17 protein-coding genes are annotated in these 17,107 nt (G+C 69.9%); 3 read left to right on the top strand and 14 right to left on the bottom strand.

Annotated features, from left to right (window positions below; translation table 11 throughout):
* Nucleotides 1–77: 77 nt before the first annotated feature.
* From CLV71_RS18455 to CLV71_RS18425, 7 genes are all read right to left on the bottom strand, one after another.
* A complete protein-coding gene (locus CLV71_RS18455) occupies nucleotides 78–1,256 on the bottom strand; it encodes a glycine C-acetyltransferase (RefSeq protein ID WP_133904039.1) in 1,179 nt (392 codons plus the stop codon).
* Complete coding sequence (gene tdh, locus CLV71_RS18450; RefSeq protein ID WP_133904038.1) at nucleotides 1,257–2,294, bottom strand: L-threonine 3-dehydrogenase; 1,038 nt, start codon at nucleotides 2,292–2,294, stop codon at nucleotides 1,257–1,259. It abuts the gene before it with no gap.
* Nucleotides 2,295–2,441: 147 nt separating this feature from the next.
* Entirely contained in the window at nucleotides 2,442–3,074 is a 633-nt protein-coding gene (locus tag CLV71_RS18445) for a DUF1707 SHOCT-like domain-containing protein (RefSeq protein ID WP_133904328.1), read from the bottom strand.
* A 2-nt stretch (nucleotides 3,075–3,076) separates the two neighbouring features.
* Nucleotides 3,077–4,369, bottom strand: a complete 1,293-nt coding sequence (gene serS, locus CLV71_RS18440; protein WP_133904037.1) for a serine--tRNA ligase — start codon at nucleotides 4,367–4,369, stop codon at nucleotides 3,077–3,079.
* Nucleotides 4,370–4,379: 10 nt separating this feature from the next.
* On the bottom strand, nucleotides 4,380–5,039 hold the full coding sequence (locus tag CLV71_RS18435; RefSeq protein WP_133904036.1) for a response regulator: 660 nt from the start codon (nucleotides 5,037–5,039) through the stop codon (nucleotides 4,380–4,382).
* A complete protein-coding gene (gene macS / locus CLV71_RS18430) occupies nucleotides 5,036–6,160 on the bottom strand; it encodes a MacS family sensor histidine kinase (protein WP_133904035.1) in 1,125 nt (374 codons plus the stop codon). Before macS ends, CLV71_RS18435 begins: the two co-directional genes overlap by 4 nt.
* The gene (locus CLV71_RS18425; RefSeq protein ID WP_243866594.1) at nucleotides 6,157–7,290 is read right to left on the bottom strand and encodes an AI-2E family transporter; all 1,134 of its coding nucleotides are present in this window, start codon (nucleotides 7,288–7,290) and stop codon (nucleotides 6,157–6,159) included. The genes macS and CLV71_RS18425 overlap by 4 nt, the downstream gene beginning before the upstream one ends.
* Nucleotides 7,291–7,605: 315 nt before the next feature.
* On the opposite strand from CLV71_RS18425, the gene CLV71_RS18420 reads away from it, so the two are divergent.
* Together CLV71_RS18420 and CLV71_RS18415 are read left to right on the top strand one after the other, a co-directional pair.
* A complete protein-coding gene (locus tag CLV71_RS18420; protein ID WP_133904033.1) occupies nucleotides 7,606–8,406 on the top strand; it encodes a hypothetical protein in 801 nt (266 codons plus the stop codon).
* Between the two features lie 268 nt (nucleotides 8,407–8,674).
* On the top strand, nucleotides 8,675–10,555 hold the full coding sequence (locus CLV71_RS18415; RefSeq protein ID WP_166664142.1) for a hypothetical protein: 1,881 nt from the start codon (nucleotides 8,675–8,677) through the stop codon (nucleotides 10,553–10,555).
* Nucleotides 10,556–10,612: 57 nt separating this feature from the next.
* On the opposite strand, the gene CLV71_RS18410 is transcribed toward CLV71_RS18415, so the two are convergent.
* From CLV71_RS18410 to CLV71_RS18380, 7 genes are all read right to left on the bottom strand, one after another.
* The gene (locus tag CLV71_RS18410) at nucleotides 10,613–11,653 is read right to left on the bottom strand and encodes a hypothetical protein (RefSeq protein WP_133904031.1); all 1,041 of its coding nucleotides are present in this window, start codon (nucleotides 11,651–11,653) and stop codon (nucleotides 10,613–10,615) included.
* 32 nt (nucleotides 11,654–11,685) lie between these two features.
* The gene (gene dnaB / locus CLV71_RS18405; protein WP_133904030.1) at nucleotides 11,686–13,062 is read right to left on the bottom strand and encodes a replicative DNA helicase; all 1,377 of its coding nucleotides are present in this window, start codon (nucleotides 13,060–13,062) and stop codon (nucleotides 11,686–11,688) included.
* 437 nt (nucleotides 13,063–13,499) lie between these two features.
* The gene (gene rplI, locus CLV71_RS18400; protein ID WP_133904029.1) at nucleotides 13,500–13,952 is read right to left on the bottom strand and encodes a 50S ribosomal protein L9; all 453 of its coding nucleotides are present in this window, start codon (nucleotides 13,950–13,952) and stop codon (nucleotides 13,500–13,502) included.
* A 14-nt stretch (nucleotides 13,953–13,966) separates the two neighbouring features.
* Nucleotides 13,967–14,227 (bottom strand): 30S ribosomal protein S18, encoded by a 261-nt coding sequence (gene rpsR / locus CLV71_RS18395; RefSeq protein WP_133904028.1) that lies wholly within the window; start codon nucleotides 14,225–14,227, stop codon nucleotides 13,967–13,969.
* 36 nt (nucleotides 14,228–14,263) lie between these two features.
* Nucleotides 14,264–14,761, bottom strand: coding sequence for a single-stranded DNA-binding protein (locus tag CLV71_RS18390; RefSeq protein WP_133904027.1), 498 nt, complete (start codon nucleotides 14,759–14,761; stop codon nucleotides 14,264–14,266).
* Between the two features lie 17 nt (nucleotides 14,762–14,778).
* Entirely contained in the window at nucleotides 14,779–15,075 is a 297-nt protein-coding gene (gene rpsF / locus CLV71_RS18385) for a 30S ribosomal protein S6 (RefSeq protein WP_133904026.1), read from the bottom strand.
* Between the two features lie 73 nt (nucleotides 15,076–15,148).
* On the bottom strand, nucleotides 15,149–16,144 hold the full coding sequence (locus CLV71_RS18380) for a hypothetical protein (RefSeq protein WP_133904025.1): 996 nt from the start codon (nucleotides 16,142–16,144) through the stop codon (nucleotides 15,149–15,151).
* A gap of 175 nt (nucleotides 16,145–16,319) precedes the next feature.
* On the opposite strand from CLV71_RS18380, the gene CLV71_RS18375 reads away from it, so the two are divergent.
* Nucleotides 16,320–17,090 (top strand): deoxyribonuclease IV, encoded by a 771-nt coding sequence (locus CLV71_RS18375; RefSeq protein WP_133904024.1) that lies wholly within the window; start codon nucleotides 16,320–16,322, stop codon nucleotides 17,088–17,090.
* Nucleotides 17,091–17,107 lie beyond the last annotated feature (17 nt).

Here is a 17,107-nt window from a genome sequence, read left to right as displayed (position 1 = left end):
TGACCGATAACCACTCCGGACCCCCAGCTGACATGTCTCAGGAACGCCGGACCGCATCGGTTATGACGCGACGAAGCTCACATCGCGGCGCGGGCGTCCACGAACGCCGCCACCGCGCGCTCGACGTCCGCCGTGGAGTGCGCCGCCGACATCTGGGTCCGGATGCGGGCCTTGCCGTGCGGCACGACCGGGTACGAGAAGCCGATCACGTACACGCCCCGCTCCAGCAGCAGGTCCGCCAGCCTGCCCGCCTGCGCGGCGTCGCCGATCATGACCGGGATGATCGGGTGCTCGCCTGGCAGCAGGTCGAAGCCCGCCTCGGTCATCCTCGAACGGAACAGCGCCGTGTTCGCCCGCAGGCGGGACAGGAGCTCGCTCGACGACGACAGCAGCTCCAGCCCGGCCAGCGCTGCGCCGACGATCGACGGCGCGACCGAGTTCGAGAACAGGTACGGCCGCGACCGCTGCCGAAGCAGCTCGACGATCTCCGCGCGCCCGGACGTGTAGCCGCCGCTCGCGCCGCCGAGTGCCTTGCCGAGCGTGCCGGTCACGACGTCCACCCGGTCGGTCACGCCGAACAGCTCCGGCGTGCCTCGGCCGGTCGGGCCGACGAAGCCCACGGCGTGTGAGTCGTCGACCATCACCAGTGCGTCGTGGCGGTCGGCCAGCGCGCAGATCTCGTCAAGCGGCGCCAGGTAGCCGTCCATGGAGAACACGCCGTCGGTCGCGATCAGGCGGTAGCGGGCACCCGCCGCCTCCTTCAGCTGCCGCTCCAGGTCCGCCATGTCGCGGTTCCGGTAGCGCAGCCGCGAGGCCTTGCACAGCCGGATGCCGTCGATCACCGACGCGTGGTTCAGCTCGTCGGAGATCACCGCGTCGTCCGGGCCGAGCAGGGTCTCGAACAGGCCCGCGTTCGCGTCGAAGCACGAGCCGTACAGGATCGTGTCCTCGGTGCCGAGGAACTCCGACAGCCTCGACTCCAGGGCCTTGTGCGGCTCCTGCGTCCCGCAGATGAACCGCACCGACGCCATGCCGAAGCCCCACTCGTCCAGCGCCTCCTTGGCCGCGGCGATCAGGACGGGGTGGTCGGCGAGACCGAGGTAGTTGTTGGCGCAGAAGTTCAGGACGTCCTCGCCGGCGCCGACCCGGACCGAGGCGTTCTGCGGGGTCGAGATGACCCGCTCCGCCTTGTACAGGCCCGCCGCGCGGATCTCCTCGATCTCCATGCGCAGGTTGTCCCGCATCGCGCCGAACATTCAGGCCATCCCCTCTGTCCAGTCCAAGATGACCTTGCCGCAGCGGCCCTCGCGTGCGATGGCGAACGCCTCGGCGTGGTCGGTGTGGTGGAACCGGTGGGTGATCACCGGCGAGATGTCCAGCCCCGCCTGCAGCAGGACCGACATCGCGTACCAGGTCTCGAACATCTCACGGCCGTAGATGCCCTTGATCGTCAGCATCTTGAGCACGACGTTCGACCAGTCGATGGGGATCTCCGACGCGGGCAGGCCCAGCATCGCGATCCGGCCGCCGTGGGTCATGTTCGCGATCATGTCGCGCAGGGCCGACGGCTGCCCGGACATCTCCATGCCGATGTCGAAGCCCTCGGTCATGCGCAGCTGGCCGTAGACGTCCGAGATCCTCGTGCCGGAGACGTCCAGCGCGAGGTTCACGCCCATCTTGTGGGCCAGCTCCAGCCGCGCCTCGCTCACGTCGGTGATCACCACATGGCGTGCCCCGGCGTGCCTGGCGACCGCCGCGGCCATCAGCCCGATCGGGCCGGCGCCGGTGATCAGCACGTCCTCGCCGAGCACGGGGAACTGCAGCGCCGTGTGGACCGCGTTGCCGAACGGGTCGAAGATCGCGGCCACGTCCAGGTCGACCGGGTAGTTGTGCACCCACGCGTTCTGCTCGGGCAGCACGGCGTACTCGGCGAACGCGCCGTCCGTGTGCACGCCGAGCCCGATGGTGTTCGCACACAGGTGGCGCCTGCCTGCCCGGCAGTTGCGGCACATCCCGCAGATCAGGTGACCCTCGCCGCTGACGAGGTCACCCGGCTTCACCTTCGTGACCGCGGCGCCGACCTCGACGACCTCGCCGACGAACTCGTGCCCGACCACCAGCGGCGCCTTGATCGTGTTCGCCGCCCACTCGTCCCAGGCGTCGATGTGCAGGTCGGTGCCGCAGATACCGGTACGCAGCACCCGCGCCAGCACGTCACCCGGTCCGGGTGCCGGCCGAGGCACCTCGGTGAGCTCGAGCCCTGGACCCTGAACCGCCTTGACCAGAGCCTTCACCAGACCGCCTCCCCGAATTCTGTGTGTTGTTCACGTCCCGACGCAGCCGCGGGCATCGAGGTGGATTGTGGCTGAGTGCCGCCACGTTCCCCTGAGGTACCTGTTGGGCGGACGCGGACCTCACACCAAGGATCCGAGGGCTGGGTCCTAGTCCGATGCCATGCCCATCTTCCACGGCGAGCGGATCACGAGGTTGCCGATCCGGACGTAACCAGCCCGTCGGATCTTGAGCGACCCGGCCGTGATCCTCCCCGTGATGATGAACCTCGGCCGCCCGTTCGTCCCGCCGACGCGGTCCTTCACGCTGCCTGCCACGACCTGTACGTCGTTGGTGTCGACAGAGGACCCCGCCGGTAACAGCATCTTCACCGAGCCCCCGCTCACGTCCAACGTGATCCGGACCTCCGCGTGGCTGATCTCGGCCTCGGAGAAGTCCAGCTTGGTCGAGCCGAGCCGGTTGCGGATGATCAGCTCGCGGGGCACCCGCCAACTGCCCTGCCGGTTGATCGTCGACATGTTGGCGCGCAGCTCCACCGGCGGCGTGTGGGCGGGCGCGGTGGGGTCCTTGTGCGTCAGCCCCGGCAGGTCGACGAGCACGGTGTTCAGCTCGCCCCGGGTCTTGGCGGCCAGCGCCACGTCCGTGCGCTCGGTGAACTCGTCCAGGGACAGCAGCCCATGGCCGATCGCCTTCTGCAGCAGGTTGACCACATGGGACCGTTCCGCGTCGGAGACACGCAGCTCGCGTGGGTCAACAGGTGCCGGTTGTTCGGCCATAAGCATGCTCACTCTCCCAGTGTGCCGTCCGGGTTGATGCGCTTGAAGCGGGCATACGGAACCAGCGCGGGCGGCAGCACGACCGAGCCGTCCTCCTGCTGGTTCTGCTCCAGGATCGCCACCATCGTCCTGCCGATCGGCAGCCCGGAGCCGTTCAGGGTGTTGGCGAGCCCTCGGGTGCCGTCCTTGGCCTTGGTACGGATGCCGGCGCGGCGGGCCTGGAACGTGCCGAAGTCGGACACGCTCGAGATCTCCCGGTAGCGCTGCTGGCCGGGCAGCCACACCTCGATGTCGTAGGTGCGCTCGGCCGAGAAGCCGATGTCGCCCGCCGCGAGCTTCACGACCCGGTAGGCCAGGCCCAGCTCCTTGAGGGCGTTCTCAGCGTGGGACAGCAGCAGCTCGAACTCGGCGTCCGCCCGCTCCGGGGTGCAGAACCGGACCAGCTCCACCTTCTGGAACTGGTGCAGCCGGATCAGGCCCTTCGTGTCCTTGCCGTACGAGCCTGCCTCCGAGCGGAAGCACGCCGTGTTGGCGGTGTAGGCGAACGGGAGGTCCTCGGTGGCGAGGATCTCGCCCGCGTGCAGGTTGGTCAGCGGCACCTCGGCCGTCGGGATCAGGAACAGCTCCCGCTCGGCGACACCGGTGCGGAACAGGTCGCTCTCGAACTTCGGCAGCTGCCCGGTGCCGGTCATGGTCTGCCGGTTGACGATCACGGGCACGTTGAACTCGGTGTAGCCGTGCTGCTCGGTGTGCAGCTCGATCAGGAACGCGGCGATCGCGCGCTCCAGCCGGGCACCAGCGCCGCGCGTCACGCTGAACCGGGGGCCGGACAGCTTGGTGGCGCGCTGGAAGTCGAAGATGCCAAGCCGCTCGCCGATCGACACGTGGTCGGCGGGGTCGAAGTCGAAGGCGGGCGGCTCGCCCCAGGTGCGGACCAGCTCCGCGTCCTCGTCGCTGTTGCCGTCCGGCAGCTCGTCGCTCGGCAGGTTCGGGACGCCGAGCAGGAACTCCTCCAGCTCGGCCGACACCTGCCGGTGCTGCTCCTCCAGCTCCTGGACCCGCGCCTTGACCGACTTGGCCCGCTCGCGCGGCTCCGTCACGTCCTCGCCGCGCTTGGCCGCCGCGCCGACCTCCCTGGCCAGCCGGTTGGACTCCGCGCGGGACTCGTCGGCCTGCCCGACCAACGCCGTGCGCTGGGAGAACAGCTTGTCCAGCGCGGGCAGGTCGAGGTTGAAGCCGCGGCGCGCCAGCTTGCGCACCGCGTCGGTCGCCGGGTCGAGGAGAACACGCGGGTCATGCATGACAGCCAGCTTATTGCGGTTGGCTATCCGGTTCGGCGTCGAGGCCGTGCTCGATGGCGTATCGGGCCAGCTCGACCCGGTTGTGCAGCTGCAGCTTGCGCAACGTCGACTGCACGTGGTTCTCGACCGTCCGGTGCGAGAGCACGAGCCTCTTCGCGATCTGCCGCGCGGTCATGCCCTTCGCGACGAGCCGGAGCACGTCGGTCTCCCGGTCGGTGAGCCTCGGCAGGTCCCTGGGCTCGGGCTCCGCGGCCATCCGCCGGTACTCACCGAGCACCAGGCCCGCGAGCCCCGGGGTGAACACGGCGTCGCCGGCCGCGGTCCTGGTCACCGCGTTCACCAGCTCCTCGACCGACGAGGACTTGAGCAGGTACCCGGACGCGCCCGCCTTCACCGCCTCGAGGACGTCGGCGTGCTCGCCGGACGCCGACAGCACGAGCACCCGCGTCTCGGGCAGCTCGGTGGTGATGTTGCCGGTCGCCGTCACGCCGGAGGCCCCGCCGAGGTTGAGGTCCATCAACACGACGTCCGGCCGCACGGTGCGTGCGATCCGCATCGCGGCGTGTGCGTCGGCCGCGGTCGCCCGCACGTCGAAGCCGCGCTCGGACAGGTCCCTGGCCACCCCGTCCCGCCAGATGGGGTGGTCGTCCACGACCATCACGGAGATCATCGGTTCACCCGTAGCTCCCACTCGGTCCCCTCACCGGGGGCGGTCTCCAGGGAGACGGTCCCGCCGAGGTCCGCGATCCGGCCGGTCAGCGACTTCGCGACACCCATCCGTCCCTCCCGCTCGGCCTCGGCGACCCGGCCTGCCGGGATGCCGACGCCGTCGTCGCGGACGCTGACCACGATCTCCGGCCCCAGGTCCTCCAGCAGCACCCACGCCTTCGCGCCGTCCCCAGCGTGCTTCTCCACATTGGTGAGCGTCTCCCGCACCGCCGCCGTTAGCTCCGTCGCCATCACGGCGGGCACGAGTACCGGTGTGGCGGGCGCGGACACCGAGACCCGGTCGGTCTCCAGGACCTTCAGCCGTGCGGCGAGGTCCGCCATGCCGTCCTCGCTCGCCGCGGGCGCGCTCGACACCAGCGCCCGCAGCGCGACCTCCTGCGCACCGGCGAGCTTCGCCAGCTCCTCGGCCTCGCCGCCCAGCTCGGCACCTCGCCTGCGGACCCTGGCGAGCACCTGGAGCACGCTGTCGTGGATGGACCTGGCCAACCGTTCGCGCTCGGCGGTCGCCGCCTCGACCCGCAGCGCCTCGGCGAGCGCCGCGGCGGCTCGGCGCAGCGAGGTCGCGGCCAGGCCGAGCACGAACCCGATGCCGACGAGCAGCAGCAGGTCGCGGGTCAGGTCGGTGTCGACGTAGCCACGCACCCCGTAGTTGAACGCGGCGACCACGCCGCCGAAGACACTGCCACCGACCGCGCCACCCCGGATCGCGCCGGCCGCGACCACGCCGGTGACCCACACGGTCGGGACCAGCGGCACCGTCGGGTCGTGCAGCTGCGCCGAGGTGAGGACCCACCACGACGACGTCATCACACCGCAGCAGACCACCAGGTCGACCACCGAGAACGCGAGCAGGTTCCGCCCGGTCGGGCGCAGGTACCGATAGGTGATCGCGGCTGTCCAGGCGACCATCACGCCGGCCATGGCGAACCCGAGCCCCGGCCGGGCGTACTCCTCGCGGTGGTTGAAGATCACGCCGAGCGCGAACAGCAGGGTCAGGACCCGCAGGATCACCGCCGCCCGCCACAGCGGGAGCGTCGGGTCCTCCGCCGGCCTGACGATCACGGTGTTTCCCAGGTCGCCTTCGTGTCCGGCTCGCCGTCGTCGATGCTCTTGTCGCTCTGGTGCATGACGTCGATCTGTCCCGGCTCGACGTCGTCGTCGTGCACCAGCGACTTGATCCCGGCGTTCAGCACCGCGAGCAGCGGCACCGAGAGCAGCGCACCCGCGATGCCCGCCGCGATCAACCCGGCCGCGATGGCGAGGACCACGGCCAGCGGGTGCAGCCGCACGGCGCGACCCAGCAGCCACGGCTGCAGCACGTGGCCCTCGAGCTGCATCACGGCGATCACGATCGCCAGCACGATCAGCGCCTGGATGAACCCGTTGGCCACGAGTGTGATCAACACCGCGACCGTGCCCGCGAGCACCGCACCGATGATCGGCACGAACGCCGAGAGGAACACCAGCGCGGAGAGCGGGATCACCAGCGGCACCCCCACGATCGCGAGCCCGACGCCGATGCCGACCGCGTCGACCAGCGCCACCGCGGCGGTCGCCCGCACGTAGCTCACCAGTGCGCCGAACCCGCGCCGCCCGGCCACGTCCACCCGCTCGCGCACCCGCTCCGGCACGCCGCGGGTCACGAACCGCCAGATGCCCGCGCCGTCGTACAGGAAGAAGATCAGCACGAACACGGTCAGCAGCAGGCCGGTCAGGATCTCGCCGATCGTGGTCGCGGTGGTGATCGCGCCCTGGGTGATCGCGGACTGGTTCTCCTGGATGGTGTCGATGATGTTGTTGACGAAGTCCTTGATCTGGCCCTCGTCGATGTGCAACGGCCCGTCGTTGAGCCAGTCCTGGATCTGGGCGAGGGAGTCCGACACCTGTTTCTGCAGGTCGGGCAGACCGTCGATGAACTGGATGATCACGAACGTGAGCAGGCCGCCGACCACGGCGATGCCGGCGATCATCACCAGCAGCGCCGAGATGCCCCGGGGCACCCCCCACTTCACCAGCCGCTCGACACCGGGCGCCATCAGCGCGGCGAGCAGCAGCGCGATCGCGATCGGCACCATGATGTGCGAGAAGTAGCCCGCGAGCCACATCACCACGTACAGCGCGGCGATGACCACCATGAACCGCCACGCGAGCGCGGCACTGACCCGCAGGCCGGTCGGCACCAGGTTGGTCACGTCGTCGGGTGCGGGACGGCGGCGTCTTCCGGGGGTCGGCGAGGCGTTGTCGTCGGGTTTCGTGGTCACGTACAGACGGTATCCATCGACTCGGACAATTGGGGAGCCCATCTGTCCCATATGCGGTGGTGACTACCCCTCGTGACCGCTGGTTGCACGCTGTGTTGGTCACTCGATCGGGCGGACTGTCCGCTTCCGGGGTGCGTCGCGGGGGTCGGGGATGAAAGTGTCTCGCTGCACGACCGGACCGGACCGAGTGTGATCGTTCGATCGCTCGGTGTTCATCACGGCCCACCCCCTACCCAGCGAGGTCCAGTGACTCAGGCGAGCAGCAACGTGCCGCAGACCGCCGCCGCGTTCGCGCGGCGCCTGGTCTGCCGGTCGTTGACGGTGCTCGGCGGCATGGCCGCCGGTACCGCGCTCGCCTGGTGCCTGTCCTCGACCACCGCGTCCGCCGACACCGAGGTCCCCGCGACCGACGTGCCGGGCGTGGTGGGAGTGCTCACCGCGCCGGTCACCGAGCCGCTGCGGAACACGTCCGAGGCGGTGGTGGAGCAGCTGCAGGACCCGCTGTCCACACCGGCGAACGTGCTCGGCGGCCTCGGCGACACGGTCGAGGGCGCGGCCGAAAGCCTCGACACGCAGGCCGGCCAGAGTCTCCTGAACCTGCCGTCGTGCGAGACGTCCCTGTGCGTCGACGACGAGCGGCACATGACCCCGCTCGACGGCCTCGGCCGGTCCGATCTCCCGACGGCACCGGCACCCGCGCCGGGCGCGACCCAGGTCGCGCCCGGCGTCGCGGTCGACTCACTCGTGCCGAACAAGGCCAAGGACCGCTCCCTCGCGTACGGCATGAGCAGGCGCGGGTCCCCCGCACCGGCCGAGTCGACCGCCCCCGGCATGCCGGACTGGCCGGCTCCCCTGCCGTTCGCCCCTGCCGGTGTGCCCACCATGGGCAACTTCAGCTCGTCCGCCAACGGCGGCGACTCGCACCTGTTCACGGCCGTGTCCCGCCAGGACCGGTACGTGGACCTCGCCGCCGATGGCACCGCCACGACGGCTGACTCGGCCATCTCCGGCCGCCCCCACGCCCAGCCGGGCGTCGTTCCTGACTGATCACTGACCGGCGCGACCGCCATCGGCACTCACCGAGTGCCGTGCGGTCCAAGCACCGTGTCGATCTTTCTTCGCGGTGTCGCGCCTTTCGCCCCCGCGGGCTCTCCCCCGCCACCGAAACCTGGGTGGCCGATGCCCCGACGCGCGCGCCTTCTCGCGTCCGGCCACCCGCCAAACCCCCAAATGGGATTACCGAAAGGAGCATCTGACGATGCAAACCTGGGCCAAGCGAGGTCTCCGCACCGCGCTAGTTACCGGTGGTTTGTTGATGCTGGGTACCGGCATCGCCTCTGCCGACGAGGACGTCAACCCGGACGCACCGCCGTCCACGCTCGATGGAGCCGTCCCCGTCCCCGTCCACTTCGGCCAGAGCGCCGCCGGCACGGTGGCCGACAGCCAGACCGTCCTCGAGGACGCCATGTTGACCCCATCCGACCTGACCGCGCCGACCACCTCGGACGCCCGTGACCAGGCAGCGCCGATCGACTTCTCCGGCAACGGCATCGCGGTCGACGGCAACACCGCCAGGGACGACGACAACAACCACTACCTGTCGGCCAACGGCCACCAGCTGACCGTCGCAGGCGACCCCACCGACGCAACCCGGCTGGCCAACGACGCGTTCGGCGCCGCCACCTCGGGTGACTTCGGCTCACGCGGCGACGGTCTGCTGACCGGCGCCACCATGAACGGCACGTCGATCGGCCTGGACTCCCTGTTCGCTGACCCGCTCGCCACCGTCGGCAACGCCACCTCGATGTTGACGAAGACCGCGCACAAGGTCTCGCAGACCCCGGTCGCGCAGCCGTTCGAGTTCTTCGACAGTGGTGTCGGCGGGCTCACCGACGTCAAGCAGGCCGCGGTCGACGCACTCGACTCGAAGGTGGGCGGCATCATGAGCGGTCGCGCGGACGGCGTCGTCGGCCGAGGAGATGACCTCCTCGGCGACTCGGGCGCGTTCTCCGGCACCCTGGTCGACGTTCCGGTCGGCCCGGTCACCCAGCCGGTCGCCACCACGTTGCCCGCGCCCCTCACGAACGGCACCAGCGCCGACTCGCTGACCGCCCTGCTCCCGTCGACACACGCCCTCACCGACAGCGCGCTGTTCGACGTGCCCGGCGCGCTGCTCGCGCAGTCCATGACGCAGTCGTTCACGAACACCGTCGCCCAGCCCGTCGAGGGCGAGTCGAACATCAACCTGCCGAACACCGGCATCCTCGCCCCGACCACGATCCCGACGATCACGCCGGGCGCGCGCTCCGTGTCCGACATGCCCGCGCGCGGTGGGTTCGGCGGTGTGCTCTCGGGCTTCCCGGGCAGCGTGGCGCGTCCGCTCGTCCAGACCGCGGTCCAGGACGTGTCGGGCATCGTGAACAAGCAGGTCCTGGCGCCCAAGCCCAGCCGGACGTCGGCCGCACTCCCGCTCTTCGGAGGCGCAGGGCTGCCTGCCAACGTGTTCGGTGTCGTGTCACAGGTGACCGGGCCACAGGGTGTGCCGGTGACCACGCCGAACGTGGGACAGGTGGTGTCGTCGCTGCCGCTGGTCAACTCGAGTGGAGTGGGCGGGCAGCGTGACCTGCCCGTGCACACGCCGGACCTGGGTGAGCTGGTGTCGTCGCTGCCGTTGGTCAACTCGGGTGGTCTGGGTGGGCAGCGTGACCTGCCCGTGCACACGCCGGACCTGGGTGAGCTGGTGTCGTCGCTGCCGTTGGTCAACTCGGGTGGTCTGGGTGGGCAGCGTGACCTGCCCGTGCACACGCCGGACCTGGGTGAGCTGGTGTCGTCGCTGCCGTTGGTCAACTCGGGTGGTCTGGGTGGGCAGCGCGATCTGCCGCTGCCCACGCCGAACCTGAGCCAGCTCGTGTCGTCGCTGCCGCTCATCAGCTCGGGCACCGTGGGTCTCGGTCGCCAGGAGCGGTCGCTGCCCAGTCACGCCTCGTACGGCAACTCCACCGACGTGACGAACGCCTTCCCCGTGCTACCCGCCGAGGTCACGACACTGCTGCCGGCCATCCCCGCGGTCGACGCGATCCCGGTCGCTGCCAACCTGCCCATCGGCCACAGGTCGAACCCCCGAGGCGAGGTCTCGACACTCGACTCGACCCGCGCCGCGCTGGCGAACCTCTTCACGAGCAACCCGGTCGGCTGACCGAGTGACAGTGTGGGCCCGGGGAGCACGCTCCCCGGGCCCTTTCCCTGTCCGCACTCACTCCCAGTTGGCGAGCCACTTCGGCACCGGCATACCGATGGCGTCGGCCAACTCCTGCGCGTCGCGCCGCATCCTGGAGAGCTGGTCCCTGGGATCGGTCGCCCCTGTGAAGGACCGCACCACGTCGGCGAGTGCGTGTGAGTCGTGCTCCTGGGCGGCGTTCCTGACCGCGGCGGGCACCGAGGAGTCGAACGAGACGCCGAACCGCTGCAATCCGTTGCCGGCCCTGGCGCAGGCGGGGCAACCGCAGCGGGTCACCTCGGTACCGCGAAGATCCACGCCGCGCTGCCAGTGGAGCAGCTTGGGCACGAAGACCTGCGGGCTCCGCTTGGGCTTCGCGCCGTCCGCCCGCCTGGCGACGGGACCGCCGAGATGCCGCGTGGAGCTGGACAACCCGATGGCGGCGACCTTGGCGCCGGCCGCGACGGCGGGAATCCCGATCGGTCCGGTCCTGAGCAGCTCCAGCCGCCGCCCGGTACGGGCACTCCAGCGAAGGACCCGCTGCAACCCCTGCACCTTGTAGGAGGAGTCGACGGGGTCGAAGGGCGCGCCGAGCACGAGGGACACGTCCCGGTCGGCCGCCCGCAACTGCTCGGCGAGAACCCCGCTGTGCCGGGACCCGAGCCACCCGCCGTCCAGCACGAGCGTCACGGACACGGGCACGGCGTAGTCCCGGTGCAGCTCGGCCCTGAGCCCGTCGAGATCCCCCACCCGCAGGCGCGGACCGGCGGTGCGCACCACCGGCAACCCCAGCTCGGCCTGCGCGGTGACCCAGTCGAAGACCGGGAGATCGAGGTCGAACCCGAGCTGCCCCTCGACGACCGGCGCCTTGACCCGCCCCCGCGCGAGGTAGGCCGCCGGGTCGAGATCGACGCCACGCAGCTCCCCGATCCGCGCCAACCGCGCGGCGACCCCCAACCCGTGCAGCCCCTGGAGCGTCACACCCCCGAACCGCTCCCGGTTGGCGATGACCTCGGCGGCACCACATCTGCCGAGGTACGCCTGCACACGCCCGACCGAGGCGCGCCGATCAGCCATGCCCCCACGGTAGGCGACCCGGCGGGAAGAAGTCAGGCCTGGGCCAGGTCCGCGAAGCGGCTGTAGTGGAGCTGGTGGGCGACGGTCACCGTGGCGGTGGGGCCGGCACGGTGCTTGGCCAGGATCAGGTCGGCCTCGCCCGCTCGGGGGTCGTCGCGTTCGAAGGCGTCCGGGCGGTGGATGAGGATGACCATGTCGGCGTCCTGCTCCAGGGAGCCGGACTCGCGGAGGTCGGCCAGCATCGGGCGCTTGTCGGTGCGTTGTTCCGGACCACGGTTCAGCTGGCTGATCGCGATCACCGGGACTTCGAGCTCCTTCGCCAGCAGCTTGAGCTGCCGGGAGAACTCCGAGACTTCCTGCTGGCGGGACTCCACACGCTTACCGGACGTCATCAGCTGCATGTAGTCGACCACGATCAGCTTCAGGTCGTGGCGCTGCTTGAGCCGCCTCGCCTTCGCGCGGATCTCCATCATCGTCATGTTCGGGGAGTCGTCAACGAACAGGGGAGCCTCGCTGACCTCGCTCATCCGGCGCGCGAGGCGGGTCCAGTCGTCGTCGGTCATCCGGCCGCCGCGCATGTCCTGCAGGCGGATCTTCGCCTCCGCCGAGAGCATGCGCATCACGATCTCGGTCCTGCTCATCTCCAGGGAGAAGATGACACTGGTCATCCGGTGCGCGATGGAGCACGACCTGGCGAAGTCCAGTCCCAGGGTCGACTTACCAATGCCCGGCCGGGCCGCGATGATGATCATCTGGCCGGGGTGCAGGCCGTTGGTGACTGCCTCGAAGTCGGCGAAGCCCGTGGGGACACCCAGTGACGTGCCGCCTCGGGAGGCGATCGCGTCGATCTCGTCCATCGTGGGCTGGAGGAGCTCCTCCAGGGCCACGTAGTCCTCGCTCATGCGGCGTTCGGTGACTTCGTAGATCGACGACTGGGCGCGGTCGACGATCTCGTTGATGTCCGCGCCCTCGGCGCCCGCGTAACCCATCTGCACGATCCGCGTACCGGCCTCCACCAGGCGGCGCAGCGTTGCCTTCTCCGCGACGATCTCCGCGTAGAAGCTGGCGTTCGCGGCCGTCGGCACCGTCGCGATCAGGGTGTGCAGGTACGGTGCGCCGCCCACCCTGCGCAGCTCGCCCCTGCGGTCCAGCTCCGCGGCCACGGTCACCGCGTCGGCCGGTTCGCCTCGGCTGTACAGGTCCAGGACGCAGTCGTAGACCAGCTGGTGCGCCGGCCGGTAGAAGTCGCCGGGGCGCAGCACCTCGACCACGTCCGCGATCGCGTCCTTCGACAGCATCATGCCGCCGAGGACGCTCTGTTCCGCGGTCAGGTCCTGTGGGGGCTGCCGGTCGAATCCGTTGCCGCCATCCGGACCCGCTGTGGACGCACGGTCATCGGTCAGAGCCACCGAACTGCCCCCTCTGTTCCCCGAACATATGTTCGAACCTCAACGATAAGCACCCGTGGCGGCGACAGCAAGCGCTCGGGTGCGTGCACGCAGAGCGAGCGAACCAAGCGGAACCTAGAGCGCCGGACGGGTCCGCGCAAACACCCCGGTGGACAGATCTGTGGACAGCTTGCGGCACCCAGTCACAGGCCGTCGGCGCACATGTGGATAACCTGGGGACAGATCGCGCCGTCGCCAAAGAAACCCCAGATCAGGGGCTGTGTGCAGGTTGTGGAAGAACGAACCTGGATTCGACCGGCGTGTCGGCAGGTGACACGTCTTCGGCGTGTCGCGCGACCAGGGCCAGGTAAGACCGGTCAGCCCCGGCCGGGTTCGTTGACCCGACACGGGGCTGACGCGAAAACAGTTACTCTCCGTCTATCATCGCGGGAAGACGGTCAGCTGGCCGTGACCTCGAGCTTGACCGCGACGGTGACGTCCGGGTGCAGCCGGACGTTGACCGAGTGCTTGCCGACGGTCTTGATGTGACCCGGCATCTCGATCGCCCGCTTGTCCAGCACCGGGCCGCCTGCCGCCTTGACGGCCGACACGACGTCGGCCGTGGTGACCGAGCCGAACAGCTTGCCGGAACCGGCCGCCGCCTTGGCCTTCAGCTTCACCGGGGCCACCTTCTCGATGGCCGCCTTGACCTCGTTCGCGTGGTCGAGGCCGCGGATGGCGCGGGCCTGCTGTGCGCGACGGATGGTCTGCACCTGCTTCTCGGCGCCCTTCGAAGCGGCGATCGCGAGCTTGTTGGGCAGCAGGTAGTTGCGGCCGTAGCCGTCCTTGACCTCGACGATGTCGCCGGGCCCACCGAGGCCCGTCACATCAGCGGTGAGGATGAGCTTCATCGTGACTCCTCAGATCAGCGCGCGGTCGAGGTGTAGGGCAGCAGAGCCATCTCACGCGCGTTCTTCACCGCGATGGCGACGTCACGCTGGTGCTGGCTGCAGTTGCCGGTGACCCGGCGGGCACGGATCTTGCCGCGGTCGGAGATGTACTTCCGCAGCAGCGTGGTGTCCTTGTAGTCGATGTCCTGAAGGTCGGACTTCGACTTCGCCTTCTTCTCCGCCTTGCAGAACACGCAAACCTTCTTCTTGGGCTTGCGAATGGGTGGCTTGGCCACTGGTCTTACTCCTCAAATATCCCGAAGCTTCGTTGATCAGAAGGGTGGCTCGTCGGAGAACCCGCCGCCGGAGCCGGCAGGCGGGGCCGAGCCCCACGGGTCGTCGGCCGGGGCGCCGCCGCCGCCGTTACCGCCGCCGTAGCCACCGCCTCCACCGCCGCCGCTCCCGCGAGCCACCTTGTTGATCTTCGCGGTGGCGTACCGCAGCGAGGGGCCGATCTCGTCGACCTCCAGCTCCACGACGGTCCGCTTCTCGCCCTCACGGGTCTCGAAGGACCGCTGCTTGAGCCGGCCGGACACGATCACGCGCGCGCCCCTGGTGAGGGACTCCGCCACGTTCTCGGCCGCCTGCCGCCAGATGTTGCACCGCAGGAAGAGGGCCTCGCCGTCCTTCCACTCGCCGGAGGCCCGGTCGAGGGTGCGGGGCGTGGACGCGATCGTGAAGTTGGCCACCGCGGCGCCGGACTGCGTGAACCGCAGCTCGGGGTCGGCGGTCAGGTTGCCGATGACGGTGATGACCGTGTCGCCTGCCATGTCGTTACCTCCAGGTGTCAGGCACCAACGGAGTCGCGCCGCAGGACCTTGGTCCGCAGCACGGTCTCCTGGAGCCCCAGCTGGCGGTCGAGCTCCTTGACCGCGTCTGGCTCGGAGTTCACATCGAGCACGGCGTAGATGCCCTCGGTGTGCTTCTTGATCTCGAACGAGAGGCGACGCTTGCCCCAGACCTCTACCTTCTCGACGTTGCCGCCGGAGGTACGGATCACGTTGAGGAAGCTGTCCAGCGTCGGCTGGACGGTGCGCTCGTCGAGAGTGGGGTCGAGGATGACCATTACCTCGTAATGACGCATGAAGACCACTCACCTCCTGTGGACTCTGCGGCCACGGACTCTCCGTGGCAGGAGGGGTCTTGCGCCGATCAGGCTACATGGTGACCTGAGGTGCCCTGCGCAGCACCCACGTGCGGACCAGCGACGCGGTCACGCCGGACAGTGCCAGCACGGCGAGCAGCACGGGGAACTCCACGCGCTGGTTCTCGGGCGGGCGCAACGCCTCGGCGGCACCCGCCACGGACACGCCGTCGTCGGGAAGCGTGTCGCCGACGACGCCGAACTCCGGCGAGTACCCGGGCACGCCGCCGCCGTAGCGGACACCGGGTGAGGGCGCCCACATGCCGGCCCGCGCGAACGGGATGTTCGAGTAGTCGGCCATCGGCGAGCGGCCGAAGTCCCACAGACCCGGCTGGTAGAGCTGCAGGCCGAGGTCGGAGAGGCCGCCGGTGACCGGCTGGTTGGGTGCCGGCGTGCCACCGCCACCGCTCGGCCCGGTGCCCGGGTTCGTCCCCGGGTTGGTGCCGGGTGTGCCGCCCGTGCCCCCGCCGCCAGGAACCCCCGGCAGGACGCGTCCGACGGCCTCCTCCGAGGAGTCGGCCACGGCGCCCGCGCCGTCCTGCACGGGTGCGGCCGCCGCGTTCACGCCGGTCACGGTCACGCCGCAGAGGTTCGTCAACGTCGTCTGCACGGTGCCGACGATCAGGCTCAGCACGCCGCCGAGCACCGGGATCTTCGCGAGCTGTGCGTTGACGGCGGTCGCGATCGTGCCGCCGGTGATGTAGCCGGTGCCGATGGGGACCGCGCCGATCGGGATGGGAGGCAGCGCGGCGATGGCCTTGTTCGCCTCACCAGCGATCGGAGGACCCAGGATGGGAACGGCACGCACGATGTCGGTCACGACGCCGAGCACGGCGCCCGGCGCGAGTGACACCGGCTGGCCGGGAACGCCCTGGACGCTGGCCGCGCAGTCGCCGACGACGATCGGCTCGGCCGCGCTGGCGGAGCCGCCGCCTGCGAGGAGGGTCATCGCGGACACGCCGAAGACAAGGGCGACCGCTGAGACGAAGCTCTTCACACGCCGGCGCATCTGCCTCCCCCTTACTCGGCGGTAACACACTATTCAACGACGTTAACCCGGGTTGGTGACGGTGACCAGGGCGATTGGTCGCCGAGTGCGTACGGATTCGGCCATCCGGCGCAACCAGGGAGGTTCACCGGACACTCCATCCTCACCCCGGCCCGGCCGACTACGCTCGCGGGCCATGAGCATCGGCGCCCACATCCACAGCGACGACCCACTCGGCGCCGCGCGTGAGCGGAACGCGGACGTCGTGCAGTTCTTCCTCGGTGACCCGCAGAGCTGGAAGGCCCAGCAGCCACACCCGCAGGCCGACGCGCTGCGCGAGGCGGGCATCGACGTGTTCGTCCACTCGCCGTACCCGGTGAACATCGCGTCGACGAACAACCGTATCCGGATCCCGTCCCGCAAGACGGTCACCCAGTACGCGGAGTCGGCGGCCAAGTCGGGGGCGAAGGGCCTGATCGTGCACGGCGGCCACGTCACCCAGGGCGAGGACCCGGCGGCGGGCCTCGAGAACTGGCGCAAGTTCTTCTCGAGGCAGGCCGAGGCGGGTGGCTTCCCGCTGCCGATCCTGATCGAGAACACCGCGGGCGGCGACAACGCCATGGCCCGCAGGTTCGACATGCTGGCCCGCCTGTGGGACGCGGTCGGCGAGTTCGACGCGGGGTTCTGCCTGGACACCTGCCACGCGTTCGCCGCGGGCGAGGACCTGGTGGGCATCGTCGAACGGGTGAAGGGCATTACCGGCCGCATCGACCTCGTGCACCTGAACAGCTCGCGTGACGAGTTCGGGTCGTCGAGGGACAGGCACGACAACATCGCGACTGGCATGATCGACGCCGAGCAGCTCGCCGCGGTGGTGGCCGAGGCAGGGGCGCCCGTCGTGGTGGAGACGCCGGCGGACGGGCAGGCCGACGACATCGCGTTCCTGCGTGAGGCAACGGGACGGTGAGCATCGTGCCTGCCGGT

Origin of the sequence: Actinophytocola oryzae (assembly GCF_004364325.1) — a bacterium.
GTDB lineage: Bacteria > Actinomycetota > Actinomycetes > Mycobacteriales > Pseudonocardiaceae > Actinophytocola > Actinophytocola oryzae.
This window is presented reverse-complemented; position numbering and strand designations above follow the sequence as displayed.

Bases quoted from the DNA above. Each gene is read 5' to 3' on its own strand.
- CLV71_RS18455 (WP_133904039.1), bottom strand. From the start codon at position 1,256: ATGTTCGGCGCGATGCGGGACAACCTGCGCATGGAGATCGAGGAGATC.
- CLV71_RS18445 (WP_133904328.1), bottom strand. From the start codon at position 3,074: ATGCTTATGGCCGAACAACCGGCACCTGTTGACCCACGCGAGCTGCGT.
- serS (WP_133904037.1), bottom strand. From the start codon at position 4,369: ATGCATGACCCGCGTGTTCTCCTCGACCCGGCGACCGACGCGGTGCGC.
- CLV71_RS18435 (WP_133904036.1), bottom strand. From the start codon at position 5,039: ATGATCTCCGTGATGGTCGTGGACGACCACCCCATCTGGCGGGACGGG.
- CLV71_RS18415 (WP_166664142.1), top strand. From the start codon at position 8,675: ATGCTGGGTACCGGCATCGCCTCTGCCGACGAGGACGTCAACCCGGAC.
- CLV71_RS18410 (WP_133904031.1), bottom strand. From the start codon at position 11,653: ATGGCTGATCGGCGCGCCTCGGTCGGGCGTGTGCAGGCGTACCTCGGC.
- rplI (WP_133904029.1), bottom strand. From the start codon at position 13,952: ATGAAGCTCATCCTCACCGCTGATGTGACGGGCCTCGGTGGGCCCGGC.
- CLV71_RS18390 (WP_133904027.1), bottom strand. From the start codon at position 14,761: ATGGCAGGCGACACGGTCATCACCGTCATCGGCAACCTGACCGCCGAC.
- rpsF (WP_133904026.1), bottom strand. From the start codon at position 15,075: ATGCGTCATTACGAGGTAATGGTCATCCTCGACCCCACTCTCGACGAG.
- CLV71_RS18380 (WP_133904025.1), bottom strand. From the start codon at position 16,144: ATGCGCCGGCGTGTGAAGAGCTTCGTCTCAGCGGTCGCCCTTGTCTTC.
- CLV71_RS18375 (WP_133904024.1), top strand. From the start codon at position 16,320: ATGAGCATCGGCGCCCACATCCACAGCGACGACCCACTCGGCGCCGCG.